The organism is Aminobacter sp. SR38 (assembly GCF_014843375.1).
GTDB classification, from domain to species: Bacteria; Pseudomonadota; Alphaproteobacteria; order Rhizobiales; family Rhizobiaceae; genus Aminobacter; species Aminobacter ciceronei.
In genome coordinates, this window is record NZ_CP062112.1 from 1,341,754 (window position 1) to 1,357,517 (window position 15,764).

Annotated in this window: 14 protein-coding genes; 4 read left to right on the forward strand and 10 right to left on the reverse strand. The window is 63.7% G+C overall.

Features of this window, described 5'->3' with window-relative positions:
- Nucleotide 1: 1 nt before the first annotated feature.
- The 5 genes from lepB to rpoZ all read right to left on the reverse strand — a co-directional run bounded on the left by lepB (nucleotide 2) and on the right by rpoZ (nucleotide 4,895).
- Nucleotides 2–748 (reverse strand): signal peptidase I, encoded by a 747-nt coding sequence (gene lepB / locus IG197_RS06655; protein WP_192317836.1) that lies wholly within the window; start codon nucleotides 746–748, stop codon nucleotides 2–4.
- Between the two features lie 103 nt (nucleotides 749–851).
- Complete coding sequence (gene acpS, locus IG197_RS06660) at nucleotides 852–1,268, reverse strand: holo-ACP synthase (RefSeq protein ID WP_192317838.1); 417 nt, start codon at nucleotides 1,266–1,268, stop codon at nucleotides 852–854.
- Between the two features lie 100 nt (nucleotides 1,269–1,368).
- A complete protein-coding gene (gene pyrE, locus IG197_RS06665) occupies nucleotides 1,369–1,947 on the reverse strand; it encodes an orotate phosphoribosyltransferase (RefSeq protein WP_192317840.1) in 579 nt (192 codons plus the stop codon).
- 48 nt (nucleotides 1,948–1,995) lie between these two features.
- Nucleotides 1,996–4,230 carry a bifunctional (p)ppGpp synthetase/guanosine-3',5'-bis(diphosphate) 3'-pyrophosphohydrolase gene (locus tag IG197_RS06670; protein ID WP_192317841.1) on the reverse strand — a complete coding sequence of 745 codons (2,235 nt, stop codon included), beginning with the start codon at nucleotides 4,228–4,230 and terminating at the stop codon, nucleotides 1,996–1,998.
- Nucleotides 4,231–4,499: 269 nt separating this feature from the next.
- Nucleotides 4,500–4,895, reverse strand: coding sequence for a DNA-directed RNA polymerase subunit omega (rpoZ, locus tag IG197_RS06675; protein ID WP_192317842.1), 396 nt, complete (start codon nucleotides 4,893–4,895; stop codon nucleotides 4,500–4,502).
- Nucleotides 4,896–5,171: 276 nt separating this feature from the next.
- On the opposite strand from rpoZ, the gene IG197_RS06680 reads away from it, so the two are divergent.
- Together IG197_RS06680 and IG197_RS06685 are read left to right on the forward strand one after the other, a co-directional pair.
- A complete protein-coding gene (locus tag IG197_RS06680) occupies nucleotides 5,172–5,753 on the forward strand; it encodes an NYN domain-containing protein (protein WP_154385015.1) in 582 nt (193 codons plus the stop codon).
- Nucleotides 5,753–6,427, forward strand: coding sequence for a uracil-DNA glycosylase (locus IG197_RS06685; protein WP_192317843.1), 675 nt, complete (start codon nucleotides 5,753–5,755; stop codon nucleotides 6,425–6,427). The genes IG197_RS06680 and IG197_RS06685 overlap by 1 nt, the downstream gene beginning before the upstream one ends.
- A gap of 233 nt (nucleotides 6,428–6,660) precedes the next feature.
- On the opposite strand, the gene IG197_RS06690 is transcribed toward IG197_RS06685, so the two are convergent.
- The 4 genes from IG197_RS06690 to dapA all read right to left on the reverse strand — a co-directional run bounded on the left by IG197_RS06690 (nucleotide 6,661) and on the right by dapA (nucleotide 10,753).
- A complete protein-coding gene (locus IG197_RS06690; protein ID WP_192317844.1) occupies nucleotides 6,661–6,882 on the reverse strand; it encodes a hypothetical protein in 222 nt (73 codons plus the stop codon).
- Between the two features lie 486 nt (nucleotides 6,883–7,368).
- A complete protein-coding gene (locus IG197_RS06695; RefSeq protein ID WP_192317845.1) occupies nucleotides 7,369–7,656 on the reverse strand; it encodes a GIY-YIG nuclease family protein in 288 nt (95 codons plus the stop codon).
- Between the two features lie 1,503 nt (nucleotides 7,657–9,159).
- Nucleotides 9,160–9,639, reverse strand: coding sequence for an SsrA-binding protein SmpB (gene smpB, locus IG197_RS06700; protein ID WP_067964246.1), 480 nt, complete (start codon nucleotides 9,637–9,639; stop codon nucleotides 9,160–9,162).
- 232 nt (nucleotides 9,640–9,871) lie between these two features.
- A complete protein-coding gene (gene dapA / locus IG197_RS06705; RefSeq protein ID WP_192317847.1) occupies nucleotides 9,872–10,753 on the reverse strand; it encodes a 4-hydroxy-tetrahydrodipicolinate synthase in 882 nt (293 codons plus the stop codon).
- 231 nt (nucleotides 10,754–10,984) lie between these two features.
- Here dapA and IG197_RS06710 point away from each other — a divergent pair, with 231 nt between their 5' ends.
- Together IG197_RS06710 and IG197_RS06715 are read left to right on the forward strand one after the other, a co-directional pair.
- The gene (locus IG197_RS06710) at nucleotides 10,985–13,027 is read left to right on the forward strand and encodes a lytic transglycosylase domain-containing protein (protein WP_192317849.1); all 2,043 of its coding nucleotides are present in this window, start codon (nucleotides 10,985–10,987) and stop codon (nucleotides 13,025–13,027) included.
- Nucleotides 13,028–13,170: 143 nt separating this feature from the next.
- Nucleotides 13,171–14,091, forward strand: a complete 921-nt coding sequence (locus tag IG197_RS06715) for an alpha/beta fold hydrolase (RefSeq protein WP_192317851.1) — start codon at nucleotides 13,171–13,173, stop codon at nucleotides 14,089–14,091.
- Nucleotides 14,092–14,387: 296 nt separating this feature from the next.
- Here IG197_RS06715 and IG197_RS06720 read toward each other — a convergent pair whose 3' ends face one another.
- Complete coding sequence (locus IG197_RS06720; protein WP_185910139.1) at nucleotides 14,388–15,758, reverse strand: IS1182 family transposase; 1,371 nt, start codon at nucleotides 15,756–15,758, stop codon at nucleotides 14,388–14,390.
- Nucleotides 15,759–15,764 lie beyond the last annotated feature (6 nt).

The following is a 15,764-nucleotide window of genomic DNA, read 5'->3' on the forward strand; positions in this document are numbered from 1 at the left end:
CCTATCGGACGAAGTTGAACAGGCGCGAGGCGCGCATCTCGGTCGGCCACTTCCAGATCTCGAGCGGGCTTGCGCCGCTGGCGATCGAGAAGAAGATGATGTTGGCGCGGCCGACGAGGTGATCGGCGGGCACGAAGCCGACATTGAAGCGGCTGTCGGTCGAGTTGTCGCGGTTGTCGCCCATCATGAAGAAGTGGCCTTCGGGCACGACGAATTCACGCGTGTTGTCGCCGATCGCATCCGGCGTCAGGTCGAGCGTGTCGTAGGAGACGCCGTTCGGCAGCGTCTCGCGATAGACGTCGACCGGACGGCTGACCTCGGTGATATCGGGGTTGTCGATCTGGCCGACCTTCTCGCGCGGCACGGCGGTGCCGTTGATGTAGAGCTGGCCGTCCTTCATCTGGATGCGGTCGCCGGGCAGGCCGACGACGCGCTTGATGTAGTCGAGCGACGGATTGGGCGGGAACTTGAAGACGACGACGTCGCCGCGCTCGGGATCCGAGCCGAAGAGGCGGCCCGAGAACAGGTCCGGTGAGAACGGCAGCGAATAGCGCGAATAGCCATAGGCCCATTTGGTGACGAACAGATAGTCGCCCTCGAGCAGCGTCGGCCGCATCGAGCCCGACGGAATCGAGAACGGCTGGAACAGCAGCGACCGGATCACCAAAGCGAGCAGCAGCGCCTGGACGATGACGCTCACGGTCTCGCCGAGCCCGCCGGACTTCTTCTGTTTTTCAGCCACGCTCATGTCGTCCTCGTTTTCAACCACGCCCTTGTCGTCACCGATTGGGGGCGCGATGGGTATAAGGGCTCACCGCCCCAGGAGCAATGTCCAAGCCGGTGCCAAAACCCTAAGATAGTGGCGGTTGTTCGACCGGCAGCGCCTCGATGACCACAAAGGCTTGCGCAAGCGGAAAATCGTCGGTGATGGTCAGGTGAACCACCGCGCGATGGCCTTGGGGCAGCATGGTTGACAGCCTGTGCGCCGCACCGCCGGTCAGTTCCATCGTCGGCCGCCCGCCCGGCAGGTTGACCACGCCCATGTCGCGCCAGAACACACCTTCTGATATGCCGCAGCCGAGCGCCTTGGAACAGGCCTCCTTGGCGGCGAAACGCTTGGCATAAGACGCGATCCGCCCCCGCCGCCCCTCGGCGCGCGCCTGCTCGGCATCGGTGAAGATACGCTGGATGAAGCGCTCGCCATGACGGACGATCGATTTCTCGATCCGCCTGATGTCGACAAGGTCGCTGCCGATGCCGAGGATCATTGTTTCCCTCTCGCGGCACTTGGCCCAAGCTGCCGATCTCCCCCCTTGCGGGGGAGATGGCCGGCAGGCCAGAGGGGGGTGACCGGGCTCAACGAGAACCTCAAATGTTCCGGCTGCCCGGCTTGATCGCCGGGATCGCCGCCAGTTCCGGCGGCAGCTGGTCGGCCGGATAGGCCGGCACTTCATATTCGGCAAGGGCTACCAGCGGCACGCCGACATCGGTCTTGCCGGCCGAGCGGTCGATGATGCAGGCGGCGGCCACCACCTCGGCGCCGAGTTCGTTCAGGCAGGCGATGGTCTCGCGGATCGACAGGCCCGTCGTGACGATGTCCTCGACGATGACGACACGCGCGCCTTTCTCGATCTCGAAGCGGCGCAGGCGGAAGGTGCCCTGCTCGCGCTCGACCCATATCGCCGGCACCTTGAGGTGCCTGGAGGTCTCATAGGCCGGGATCAGCCCGCCGATCGCCGGGCCCACGACATAGTCGATGTCGCCCTTGACCTCGGCGCGGATCTTCTCGGCCAGCGCCTTGCACAACGCCTCGGTCTTGTCGGCATGCATGAAGACGCGTGCCTTCTGCAGGAACACCGGGCTGCGCAGGCCCGAGGTCAGGATGAAATGGCCTTCGAGCACGGCGCCGGCCGAGCGGAAAATGTCGAGAACGTCTTGTGTCTGCATCGTCGTCTTTCCTGTCTTCAGTCCAGCGCGCCTGCCTCAGCCCCTGCCTCAGCCGTTGACGCGGCGGGCATCGCTGACGCTGGAGTTGTCCTTGAGCTGGGAGATCAGCCGGTTCAGGTGCTTCAGATCCCAGACTTCGAGATCGAGCAGCATTTCGGTGAAGTCGGGTGCGGTGCGGATCATCGACAGCGTATGGATGTTGGCGTCGTTGGCCGCCACCACCTGGGCGATGTCGGCGAGCGAGCCCGGCGCATTGATCGCGGTCACCGAAAGCCGAGCCGGGAAACGCTCCTTCGAGCCCTCGTCGAGGTCCCAGCGCACGTCGATCCAGCGCTCCGGCTGGTCGTCAAAGGCCATCAGCGACGGCGACTGGATCGGGTAGATGGTGATGCCGGAGCCCGGCTGCATGATGCCGACGATGCGGTCGCCCGGCACCGCCCCCTCGGGGGCGAAACGAACCGGCAGGTCGCCGCTGACGCCGCGGATCGGCACGGCACTGCCTTGCGCCTTCTGTTCCTTGCGCGACGGCGCGGTCGAGCGGCCGGGAATCTGGAACAGCATGCCGGCGGCGTTGCGGATCTTCGACCAGCCCTCCTCGCGCGGCTTGGCCGGATGGGTGGCGCGCTCTTCCTTGTAGTCGGGGAAGACGGCGCGGACGACGTCGTTGGACGACAGCTCGCCACGGCCGACGGACGCCAGCACGTCCTCGATGTCCTTGCGCGCCAGGCGGTGCAGCACCGACTTCAGGCTGTCCTTGGAGAACTTCTTGCCGGCGCGCTCGAAGGCGCGTTCGAGGATGCGGGCGCCGAGGCCGGAATATTGCTTGCGGATGGCGTTCTTGGTCGCCCGCCGGATCGCCGAGCGCGCCTTGCCGGTGACGACGATCGATTCCCACGCCGCCGGCGGCACCTGCGCCTTGGAGCGGATGATCTCGACCTCGTCGCCATTCTTGAGCTCGGTCATCAAAGGCATCACCCGGCCGTTGACCTTGGCGCCGACGCAGGTGTCGCCAACGTCGGTATGCACCGCGTAGGCGAAGTCGATCGGGGTCGCCCCCCTGGGCAGCGCGATCAGCATGCCCTTGGGCGTGAAGCAGAAGACCTGGTCCTGGAACAGCTCGAGCTTGGTGTTTTCGAGGAAATCCTCGGGATTGTCGCCGTCGGCGAGTTGCTCGATGGTGCGCCTGAGCCAGCCATAGGCGTTGGTTTCCTTCGAGATGGTGTGACCGGCGCCGTTGCTCGCCTTGCCGGCATTGTCCTTGTAGATCGAGTGCGCGGCGACGCCATATTCGGCGATCTTGTTCATCTCGCGGGTGCGGATCTGCAGCTCGATGCGCTGGCGCGACGGACCGACGATGGTGGTGTGGATCGAGCGGTAGTCGTTCTGCTTCGGCGTCGAGATGTAGTCCTTGAACCGCCCCGGCACCATCGACCACGTCGTGTGGATCGAACCCAGCGCACGATAACAATCCTCGACGGACTCGACGACGACGCGGAAGCCGAAGATGTCGGACAGCTGCTCGAACGACAGCGCCTTGGTCTCCATCTTGCGGAACACCGACCACGGCTTCTTCTGCCGGCTCTTCACCGTCGCCTTGATGTCGTATTTCTCGAACTGCGCCGACAGCGCCTTCTCGATGTCGCCGAGCACGCCCTTCGAGCGCTCCGACATCTCCGCCAGCCGTTCGGTGACGGTGCGATAGGCCTCGGGATTGATGTAGCGGAAGGCGAGCTCCTCGAGCTCCTCGCGCATGCCCTGCATGCCCATGCGCCCGGCGAGCGGCGCATAGATGTCCATCGTCTCCTCGGCGATGCGCAGGCGCTTGCTCTCGGGCACGTGGTGCAGCGTGCGCATGTTGTGCAGCCGGTCGGCGAGCTTGACCAGGAGAACGCGCACGTCCTCGGAGATGGCCAGCAGAAGCTTGCGCAGGTTTTCCGCCTGCTCGGCCTTCTTGGAGACGAGGTCGAGCTTCTTGAGCTTGGTCAGGCCCTCGACAAGCTTGCCGATGTCGGGACCGAACAGCTCGTCGATCTCCGCGCGGGTCGCCGAAGTGTCCTCGATGGTGTCATGCAGCAGGGCGACCGCGATGGTCGCCTCGTCGAGATGCATGTCGGTGAGGATCGCCGCCACTTCGAGCGGATGCGAGAAATAAGGATCGCCCGAGGCGCGGCGCTGATGGCCATGCTTCTGCATGGCATAGACATAGGCCTTGTTGAGCAGCGCTTCGTTGACGTCAGGCTTGTAGCGCTGGACGCGCTCGACAAGCTCATACTGACGCATCATGGGCGGCTTCCCGGAACTCGAAATGAATCATGCGCCGCAAGGGCTTGCGACGCATGTCATAGATAAACACAGATATGGCGGCGCGGAAGTGCCGATAAGCCGGTTTGGCAGCGTTTTGGCACGCCGCGAGACCTTTTTGAGAATTCGCCCTGCCGAGTCAGATGGCGTGGCTTTCGAGAACCGGAGCGGAGCGGACTTTCGGGTCCGTGAGCACCGGAAGCGGAGAAAGCCGCGTCAGGTGGCCGGCAGGGTAGAATTCTCGATAGGTCTCAGTAGTCGTCGCTCTTTTCGGGAGCCACGAGGCTCTCGATGCCGGCGAGCAGGTCTTCTTCCGACATGCGGTCGAAGTTGATGTTCTCTTCCGGCTCGTCCGCGTCGATCGCCGAGGCGGTCGTCTGGTCGGCGGCCTCCGGTGCCTCGGGCTCCGGCTCGTCGACTTCGACATGCTTCTGCAGCGAGTGGATCAGGTCTTCCTTGAGATCGTCGGGCGACAGCATCTCGTCGGCGATTTCGCGCAGTGCCACGACGGGGTTCTTGTCGTTGTCGCGCGGCAGGGTGATCTGCGCGCCCTGCGAGATCTGGCGGGCGCGGTGGCCGGCGAGCAGCACCAGCTCAAAGCGGTTGTCGACCTTGTCAATGCAGTCTTCAACGGTTACGCGGGCCATGAAGTGCCCCTTTCATGCATGGATTTGACGGAAAGCTGACGCGTGCCATAACCTGAACGGCCGCGCAATTCAAGCATCAAGCCGGCTTTGCCACCGACGCGTCGGATTTCGGACAGCCATCCACCCACAATTAATTTACCGCTCCGCGACGCTGCCCCCTTGGAATGAACCATCGCGAGCGATATTTGCCGCAGTGGGGTAAGTCATTGATTTGGGGGAACGGGCGCTCGGTTCAGCGTATGTGGCGTCAGCCTATTTCAACAAGGAAATTTTCCTATGTTTGATCCTCGCGAGAAAATCGCACTTTTTATCGACGGAGCTAATCTCTACGCAACCTCCCGCTCCCTCGGCTTCGACATCGACTATCGCAAACTGCTTTCCAGCTTCCAGAAGCGCGGCTATCTGTTGCGCGCCTATTATTACACTGCACTCGTCGAGGACCAGGAATACTCCTCGATCCGCCCGCTGATCGACTGGCTCGACTATAACGGCTTCAAGGTCGTCACCAAGCCGGCCAAGGAATTCACCGACGCCTCGGGCCGGCGCAAGATCAAGGGCAACATGGACATCGAACTGACAGTCGATGCCCTGGAACTCGCCGATGTCGTCGACCACTACGTCATCTTCTCCGGTGACGGCGATTTCCGCACGCTTGTCGAAGCGCTGCAGCGCCGCGGCCGCAAGGTCTCGGTCATCTCGACGATGGCTTCCCAGCCGCCGATGATCTCGGACGATCTGCGCCGCCAAGCCGACCATTTCATCGACCTGATGACGCTAAAGGCCGAGATCGGCCGCGAACCGTCCGAACGTCCGGCGCGCAAGCCCGACCCGGTCGAACCTCCGGCCGACGAGATTTGATGCCCGCTATTCAAGCCAGCCGGCCTGCCTTGCCGGTCGATCCCGACCGGGACTGCCCGCTCTGCCCGCGCCTGCACGACTTCATCGCCAGTTGGCGCGCCCGCGAGCCGGGCTGGTACAACGGACCCGTCCGCTCCTTCCTTCCTCCCGAAGGCGAAGAGGCGGTGCGTTTCCTGATCGTCGGATTGGCACCGGGCGTACGCGGGGCCAACCGCACCGGTCGCCCGTTCACCGGCGACTATGCCGGCGAACTGCTCTACTCGACGCTCAAGCGCTTCGGCATGGCCCGCGGCGTGTTCGAGGCGCGGCCCGACGACAGCCTGGAACTGATCGGCACGGCGATCACCAATGCCGTGCGCTGCGTGCCGCCCGACAACAAGCCGGTGGGCGCGGAGATCAACACCTGCCGCTCCTTCCTGGTGCCGACGATCGCGCGCTTTCCCAACCTGAAGGCGATCCTGACGCTGGGCTCGATCGGCCACCAGTCGACGGTCAGGGCGCTCGGCGCGCGTGTCGCGGCCGTGCCCTTCAAGCACGGCGCGCGTTGCGATGTCGGCAACATCGCGGTGTTTTCGAGCTATCATTGCTCGCGCTACAACACCAATACGGGCGTGCTGACCGAAGAGATGTTCGTCAACGTCTTCCGTGACGTGGCCGAATTCCTGCAGAAATAGTTTCCGCGCAGCCCGGCTCTTCGCCGTTACGTTTCCCAAAAAAGGCCCGGTTGCGCTGTGGGGCGACAACCAGGCAAGGGGCACCAGCAGATGGAACGGCTGGCTTATCGCGCCGATGCATCAGCCGCGAGGTCCCTGGGCACCATCTCGAGCCGCAATTCTGCCTGATGCCGATCGAAAGCGGCCTTTGGCAAGGATCATGCTCAACCCAGGATTAGAACCCCACCCAAATCTCAGCCGGCCTCGAAAAACGAACGTTTTCCCGTTTTGCTACTTGGAGCAGCACCACCGCTAGTGGGCTTGTTGTTTCCCTTGACCTGCAGGATCACCCCGCCCTGTGTCGTCTGGCTGCTCAGTGCAGGCTTGGACACTATCTTTGGCGCCATCGGTGCTGCGGCGAATGCCGCCGGCGACAGCATCAGCCCTGCCATTGCCGCTATCATGATCGTCTTCATTGGGTCGCCTCCTTCATTGGCCATCCGGCCGTCGCGTGACGCAGATGGCACCGCCCCCGCTTGGTGCCGGACCACGCCTGCGCCAAAAACGCGGTCTGCACGGAGAAATGGAAGCAAACTCGGGACTTTGGCATACGGCAGATGCCGTATTTCGACAGACGTCGGCAGAGGAATCAGCGCGTTGGTTAAGCGATTGCGCCGGCCGCGCGCGCCAGGATTATGCGAGCTGGTGAACAAGCTTGGCGCGCCAACATCGACGCGTCATCCCGGAAACCGAAGCGCAGCGGAGGTTATCAGCGCCAGCGCCGTCATCCCGGCCGAGCGCAGCGAGAACCGGGACCTATTGACCGACGCGGCCGCGATCGGGGTTCGCGGTTGCATTCATGAAGGCCAGGACGAGGACCCGGCCGTTCGCCAAGATGATCCAGTCAATGGGTCCCGGGTCTCGCTGCGCTCGCCCGGGATGACGAGCGCATCATGCGACAGCTAGCCGTTCAGCGTCTCATACAGGTCCACCCAGCCGGGGTTCATCGCCTCGATCAACTCGAGCTTCCATTTCCGGCGCCACCGCTTGATGCGCTTTTCGTCGACGATCGCGTCGCCGATGTCTTGGTAATCCCGGTACCAGACCAACCGTTTGACGCCGTATTTCTTGGTGAAGCCGCCGGTGATTTGCTCCCGGTGCTCCCAGACGCGCTGTTCCAGGTTGCTGGTCACGCCAGTGTAGAGCGTGCCGTTCTTGCGAGACGCGAGAATGTAGACATAGCCAGACATCAGCAGATGCAATCAGAAGAGCAGCAAATTGCAAGATCAGTTTCGTCTCGAATGAGATTTGCGGTCGGTTGGACTCTGACGGACAAACATTTTCGTTAAGAACGCACCACCTCAGTCATCCAGGAAACTGAAGCGCAGCACAGGTTGTCAGCGCCAGCGCCGTCATCCCGGCCGAGCGAAGCGAGAACCGGGACCTATTGACCGGCGCGGCCGGGATCTGAGCTCGCGGTTGCATTCATGACGGCCAGGACGAGGACCCGGCCGTGCGCCACGATGATCCAGTCAATGGGTCCCGGGTCTCGCTGCGCTCGCCCGGGATGACGGGCGTATCATGATGGCCGGCAGGCCAGAGCGCGTGCGAAGAATTGGGAGGTGGCAAACAAGTTTCGCGCGCCAAACATCTACGCCGTCATCCCGGAAACTGGAGTGCAGCACAGGTTGTCAGCGCCAGCGCCGTCATCCCGGCCGAGCGAAGCGAGAGCCAAGACCTATTGACCGGCGCGGCCGGGATCTGAGCTCGCGGTTGCATTCATGACGGCCAGGACGAGGACCCGGCCGTGCGCCACGATGATCCAGTCAATAGGTCCCGGGTCTCGCTGCGCTCGCCCGGGATGACGGGGCGTAACATGATGGCCGACAGGCCAGAGGGGGTGCGAAGAATTGGGAGGTGGCAAACAAGTTTCGCGCGCCAAACATCTACGCCGTCATCCCGGAAACTGGAGCGCAGCACAGGTTGTCAGCGCCAGCGCCGTCATCCCGGCCGAGCGAAGCGAGAGCCGGGACCTATTGACCGGCGCGGCCGGGATCTGAGTTCGCGGTTGCATTCATGACGGCCAGGACGAGGACCCGGCCGTGCTCCACGATGATCCAGTCAATGGGTCCCGGGTCTCGCTGCGCTCGCCCGGGATGACGGGTGCATCATGATGGCCGGCAGGCAAGAGGGGTGCGAAGAATTGGGAGGTGGCAAACAAGTTTCGCGCGCCAAACATCTACGCCGTCATCCCGGAAACTGGAGCGCAGCACAGGTTGTCAGCGCCAGCGCCGTCATCCCGGCCGAGCGAAGCGAGAGCCGGGACCTATTGACCGGCGCGGCCGGGATCTGAGCTCGCGGTTGCATTTATGACGGCCAGGACGAGGACCCGGCCGTGCGCCACGATGATCCAGTCAATGGGTCCCGGGTCTCGCTGCGCTCGCCCGGGATGACGGGCGTATCATGATGGCCGGCGGGCCAGAGCGCGTACGAAGAATTGGGAGGTGGCTAACAAGTTTCGCGCGCCAGCATCGACGTCGTCATCCCGGAAACCGGAGCGCAGCGCAGGTTATCCGGGACCCATTGGCTGGACATCGTGTGGCACGGCCGGGTCCTCGTCTTGGGCTTCATGCATTCAATCGCGACGCCACAACCCGGCCGCGCCGGTCAATGGGTCCCGGGTCTCGCTGCGCTCGCCCGGGATGACGAAGCGTTGTCACCTCGTCTCCCCAGGGGGCGATCTGTAGCGTCCCCTACCCCCGCTCTTTCAGCAGCCGGCCCTTTTCGCGGTTCCAGTCGCGCTGCTTTTCGCTTTCGCGCTTGTCGTGCAACTTCTTGCCGCGGCTGACGGCGAGCAGCATCTTGGCCATGCCGCGATCGTTGAAATAGATCTTGAGCGGGATCAGCGTCATGCCTTCGCGCTCGATGTTCTGGGCGAGCCTGGCCATTTCGCGCTTGCTGACCAGAAGCTTGCGGCGGCGGCGTGTCTCGTGGTTGAAGCGGTTGGCCTGCAGATATTCCGGGATGTAGGAATTGATCAGCCACAATTCCCCACCCTCGAACGAGGCGTAGGAATCCTGGATATTGGCCTGGCCCAGGCGCAGCGCCTTGACCTCGGTGCCGCTCAGCACGATGCCGGTCTCGAGCGTGTCGAGAACCTCATAGTTGAAACGCGCCTTGCGGTTTTCCGCGGCGATCTTGTTGTTGGGGTCGGATTTCTTGCCCTGGCTCATGACGTCGCTACTTTTCTGGTGCGTCCACCGATGCTCGGCCGCCGGGCACGCATCTCAGGATGGGAAAGCACTGCGCGCCCACAACCCTGCGCCAACAGCGCATCAGATCCCGGACGCCATGTGCTGACTGCCCTTCTCCCGAGGCACGAGCTCAACAGCAAGCCTCGAAGGACGCACAATTCGAAGAGCGCTTACATGGCTGCGAAGCGGCTGTTTCGCAACCCTTGGGCACTCAGTTGATGAGGCCGGCAAATTTCATTGCCGCGTCGATCTTGTCGGCCGTCGACTGCTCGATCGTCACCAGCGGCGAACGCAGCACGTTCTCGATGCGGCCGAGACGCGACAGCGCATATTTCGCGCCCGAAGCGCCCGGCTCGATGAAGATCGCCTTGTGCAGCGGCATCAGGCGGTCCTGCAGCTCGAGCGCCTTGGCGTTGTCGCCCGACAGGCTGGCGTTCTGGAACTCGGCGCAGAGGCGCGGCGCGACATTCGAGGTCACCGAAATGGCGCCGACACCGCCATGGGCGTTGAAGCCGAGCGCCGAGGCATCCTCGCCCGACAGCTGGATGAAATCGGTGCCGCAGGTGATGCGCTGCTCGGAGACACGCTCGACCTTGCCGGTCGCGTCCTTGACGCCGGCGATGTTCTTGAAGTCATGGGCCAGCCGGCCCATCGTCTCCGGCGTCATGTCGATGATCGAGCGCGGCGGGATGTTGTAGATGATGACGGGCAGCGTCGTTGCCTGGGCAACGGCTGCGAAATGCGCATAAAGGCCGCGCTGCGTCGGCTTGTTGTAGTAGGGCGTGACCACGAGCACGGCGTCCGCGCCGACGCTCTGGGCATACTTGACCAGACCGACGGCCTCTTCGGTGTTGTTCGAGCCGGCGCCGGCAATGACCGGCACGCGGCCGCGCGCAACCTCGACGCACATCTTCACGACATGGCGGTGCTCGTCATGGGTCAGCGTCGGCGACTCGCCCGTGGTGCCGACCGGCACGAGGCCCGTGGTGCCCTCGGCGATCTGCCATTCGACGAGTTCGCGAAAGGCTTTCTCGTCGAGACGGCCATTCTTTTCGAATGGTGTCACGAGCGCGGTAAGTGAGCCTCTCAGCATGTCGTCCAACTCCGGGAATCCTACGGTTTCACAGCCTTTGCAATGCCGCCGGCTTTCTAGCCGAAAGCAGGGCCGGGCACCATAGTCTCGACACCAATTTGCGGCAAGTGTGGCTGCACCCCATATCCGACCGAATCGAACGACCGCGCTAACCTTTCATTAACCCGCTCTTCACCACATGAACCTAGGCTCGAAAGCCCTGCTCCCGATCGTCACCCGCAAGGATAAGGAATGACCAGGATCATTCCGGCTGCCAGGCCGCATCATATCGCGCTGTTGAGCGCCTTCATCGCCCTGGCGCCCGTCCCCGCCGGCAGTTCGGCGCTCGACCCGCAGGCTACCTCGGCCATCCCCTTTGCCAGCATCGGCAAGGGTGACGCCGCCCGTGCCGCCTTCGGCACCATCGACCAGCTCAAGAGCGGGCTCGACGCGCTGTCGAGCGGCGATCTGGCGCAGGCGCGCGCGGTGCGTGACGCCCTGCCCGCGACAGCGCTCGACCGCCACATATTGATGTGGGCGATCGCCATCAATGGCGGCGACCAGGTGCCGAGTGCCGATATCGCCGCCGCAGCCCAGGCTCTGCCGGGCTGGCCGGGCCTTGCCACATTGCGCCGCAACAGCGAGCGCGCCATGGCGCGCGAAACGCCTGGGCCCAATATCGTGGTTTCGGCCTTTGCCGGCAGCGAACCGCAAACCATCGAAGGTGCGCTTTTGCTCGCCCGCGCCCACAAGGAGCTCGGAAATGCAAAGGCGGCACTTGCCGTACTCCAGCCCTTTTGGCGCACCGAAAAACTGGATGCCAAATATGAGGTGGCGATCCTCAGGGATTTCGGCAGCCTGATCCCCGCCGCCGACCATCGCATCCGCATGGAGCGCATGCTCTATGCCGACCGGGTCAATTCCGCCGCGCGTGTCGCCGAGTTCGCCGGGGCAAAGCCGCTGGCCGACGCCTGGGCTGCCGTCATCAAGGGCGACAAGAAGGCACAAGCGCTGCTCGATGCGGTGCCCGCAAGCCAGCGTTCGGCCGGCTATGTCTTTGCCAAGGCGCGCCTCTTGCGCAAGCAGGAGAAGTTCACCGAAGCCGCAGCCGTCATGCTGAAGGCGCCCAGGGATCGCGCCAGCCTGATCGACCCCGACACATGGTGGGTGGAACGCCGCGTGCTGTCGCGCGAACTGCTCGACGAGGGCGAGGTCAAGACCGCCTACCGGATTGCCGCGGCCCATTCGGCCGAAAACGCGACGAATGCCGCCGACGCCGAATTCCACGCCGGCTGGTATGCGCTGCGCGGCCTCAACGACGCCAAGCTGGCATCAGGCCATTTCGAGCGCATCGCCAAGATCGCCGGCAGCCCGATCTCGCTGTCGCGCGCCTATTATTGGCTCGGCCGCAGCGCCGAAGCCGGCGGTCCCGGCAATGCCAAGGACTATTTCGCCCGCGCCGCAACCTATGGCACCAGCTTCTACGGCCAGCTTGCCGCCGAACGCATCGGCCGCAAGACGCTCAATGTCGTCTATCCTGCGCCGACTTCGGCCGACCGCCAGGCCTTTGCGCAGCGTGAGGCGGTCAGCGCGATCACCCGGCTCGAGGGCGCGGGTTATGCCGCTTACGCCGAGATGCTTTATCGCGACCTCGCCTCGCAGCTGAATAGCCCGGGCGAACTCGCGCTGCTCGCCGTCATGGCCGAGAAGCAGGACAACCATTATCTGGCGCTGCGCGTCGGCAAGATCGCCGCCCAGCGCGGGCTCGACGTCGGCGCCCTGTCGCATCCGATCGGGGTCATCCCCGGCTCGGCCAACATTTCGGGCTCCGGCAAGGCGCTCGCCTATGCGATCGCGCGCCAGGAAAGCGAGTTCAAGGTCTCGGCCGTCTCGAGCGCCGGGGCGCGCGGCCTGCTGCAGCTGATGCCGGGTACAGCCAGGGATCTGGCGAAGAAAGCCGGCATGGCGTTTTCGCAGGAGCGCCTGACGTCGGATGCCGGCTACAACGCCACATTGGGCGCGAGCTTCCTCGGCGAGCAGCTCGGCCGCTTCAACGGCTCCTATGTGCTGACCTTCGCCGGCTACAATGCCGGTCCGCGCCGCGCCGACCAGTGGATATCAAGATATGGCGATCCGCGCGGCAAGGATGTCGACACCGTCGTCGACTGGATCGAGCGCATCCCCTATGCGGAGACGCGCAGCTACGTCCAGCGCGTGATGGAGAACTATCAGGTCTACAAGATGCGGCTGTCGGGCAGCTACGACATCAATGGCGACCTAGTGAATGGCCGATAGGGCTTGCCCAGGCAGGTCTCGGTGCATCCAGCCACATTGCGGCGTCACCCCCGCAGATCGGCGGCGGGTTTGACCGCGCCCCATGGCTTCGTTAGCTAGGTCGGGCCGACACGAGGCCGTGTCGGGAGCGGAGAGGCAGCCTGATGACCGATGCGCAAGGCTTTGCGGACTTCTTCTACACCTCGCAGGACGGGCTCAGGCTGCACGCGCGACTCTATGGCGCCGAGGCTGGTCACGAAGATACCGCTCGCCGCGGCAACCGCCCGGTCGTCTGCCTGCCTGGCCTGACCCGCAACGCCAGGGACTTTCACGAGCTGGCACTGCATCTTGCCAACGACGTCGAAAACCCTCGCCGAATCATATGCTTCGACTATCGCGGCCGGGGACGGTCGGCCTATGACCCGAACTGGCAGAACTATAATGTCGGCATGGAAGCGACCGATGTCATCGCCGGCCTCGACGCCCTTGGCGTCACTGAAGCAGCCTTCGTCGGGACGTCGCGCGGCGGGCTGATCATCCATGTGCTGGCGATGATGCGCCCTGCCCTGATCAAGGCGGTCGTGCTCAACGACATCGGCCCGGTGATCGAGACGGCAGGTCTTGCCCATATCAGGTCCTATCTGGAAAACGCCCCCCGCCCCGTTGATTTCACCGATGCCGTCCAGATTCAGAAGGCGCTCCATGGCGAGGCGTTTCCGGCGCTGTCTGATACCGACTGGCACCGCTTCGTCCACGCCATCTATCGCAACGAGGCCGGTGTGCCCGTCGCCGATTACGACCCCGCCTTGCTCAACACCGTGCGGGCGCTGGATCTCAGCCAGCCGCTGCCAGATCTCTGGCCGCAGTTCGAAGCGCTTGCATCCGTGCCGGTGCTGACGATCCGCGGCGCCAACTCGCGTCTGCTGTCGGCAGAAACCATTGATGAAATGGGCCGACGCCATCCGCGCCTTGAAGCGGTCACCGTCGACGGACAGGGCCACGCGCCGGCGCTGGAGACGGGAAACCTGCCGGCGACAATCACTGGCTTTCTGCGACAAGCAGAGGCGAAGGCTGTGAAAGCCTGATCGGCGGCGGGGCCGACCGAATATCGGGCTGGCTTCGCCGCCAGATTGTCGACTTGCCATAGAGCACACAACGAACAGGCATGGTTGGAGCAAACTGGCAACGGTTCGCCCTGCACGCTGTGATGCGTCACCCGACCACCGCGACAAAACGAAAAAACCCGGCGGTTGCCCGCCGGGTTCAGACTGCTGACAAACCCCGTCGAATTTCGGCGGGGTTTTGTTTTGTGGGTTGATTGAGCTTTTTTGGATTGATGTCGGGGGGCAGATGCCAAGGCCGTTGCGAGCCGGCTTTGGCCTCATGCGAGGCTTGGTTTTGGCTTTGGCCAGAGGCTGATTGCGATCTTTTTCATGTTCTGGGCGGCGGCTGCGATCAGGCACTGGCAGGCGACGCGTGTTCGCCCTCGGAAGCGGGCATAGCGATGGCCGAAGAGCTGCTTGGCATCGGCGAAGGATCGCTCGACCGTCTCCTTGCGGCGTCGATAGATCGCCTTGCCCCATGCGGTTAAGCGGTTGGCATCGACCCGCTCGCGGACATCCTGCCAGACATGGCGCGTGATGGTGCGCTCGGCCTTGGCGTTTGATGTGCAAGACGCCAGCAGCGGACAGTTGCGGCAGATCGTCGGGTCGCTCCTGTAGTGGCGATAACCGCCGCGATCGGTGGTGGCGTAAGTGAGCAACTGGCCCTGCGGGCAACGATAGCCGTCAAGGTCCGGCTCATGGACGAAAGCGCCCTTCCTCATCTTGCCAGGCTTTGGCCGGGGCGGGTTGCGATAGCCGACGACACCGTGGATGTTCCTGTCCTCCAGGCCCTTGGCGATGCCTGGCGTGGCATAGCCGGCATCCAGCCCCGCCGCCGTGACGTCGAAGCCGAAACGCTCCACCTGGCGGTCGAGCCGGTCGAGATAGACGATCGAGTCATGCACGTTGGCCGGCGTGGCAAACGTGTCGGTGATGATGCCGAAGCCGCCATCCACCGTGCGGTGATCGAGATAAAAGAAGCCCTTCGGCTTGCCCTCGCGCACCATATAGCCAGCCTCAGGATCGGTGCGCGAGACCTTCGTCTCTTTCACCGCAGGCTGCCGCTCCTGCTCCTTCAGCGCCTTCTGGCCGTGCAACGCCCGTTCGGCATCGATCGCCCGGTCGAGCTCGCCCCAGTAGTCGGCACGCGACTTGGCGACCATGGCAAGGTCGTACTTGCCCTTGTTGGCATTGGCCTTCAGGTGCGTGCTGTCGGTGTAGAGCACCGTGCCGTCGACCAAGCCTGCCCCGATCGCCTGCTCGACAATGCGGTCGAAGATCGCCTGCGCGATCGTCTCGTCCTGGTAGCGCCGGCGTCGGTTCTGCGACAATGTCGAGGCGTCGAACACCTTGTCCGTCAGCTTCAGCCGCAGGAACCACCGGTAGGCGACATTGACCTCGATCTCTCGCACCAATTGCCGCTCCGAGCGCACCCCGAACAGGTAGCCGATGAACAGCGCCTTGAACATCAAGGTCGGATCAAGTGGCGGGCGACCATTGTCGGCGCAGTAAAGCGGCGCTGTCAGATCGTGGATGAACGAGAAATCGATAACACCATCGATCTTGCGCAGAAGGTGATCAACTGGAACCAGTTGATCGAGCGTGACGATCTCAAGTGCGGTTTGTTCAGGGCCGGCTCGCTTCAACATCACCCA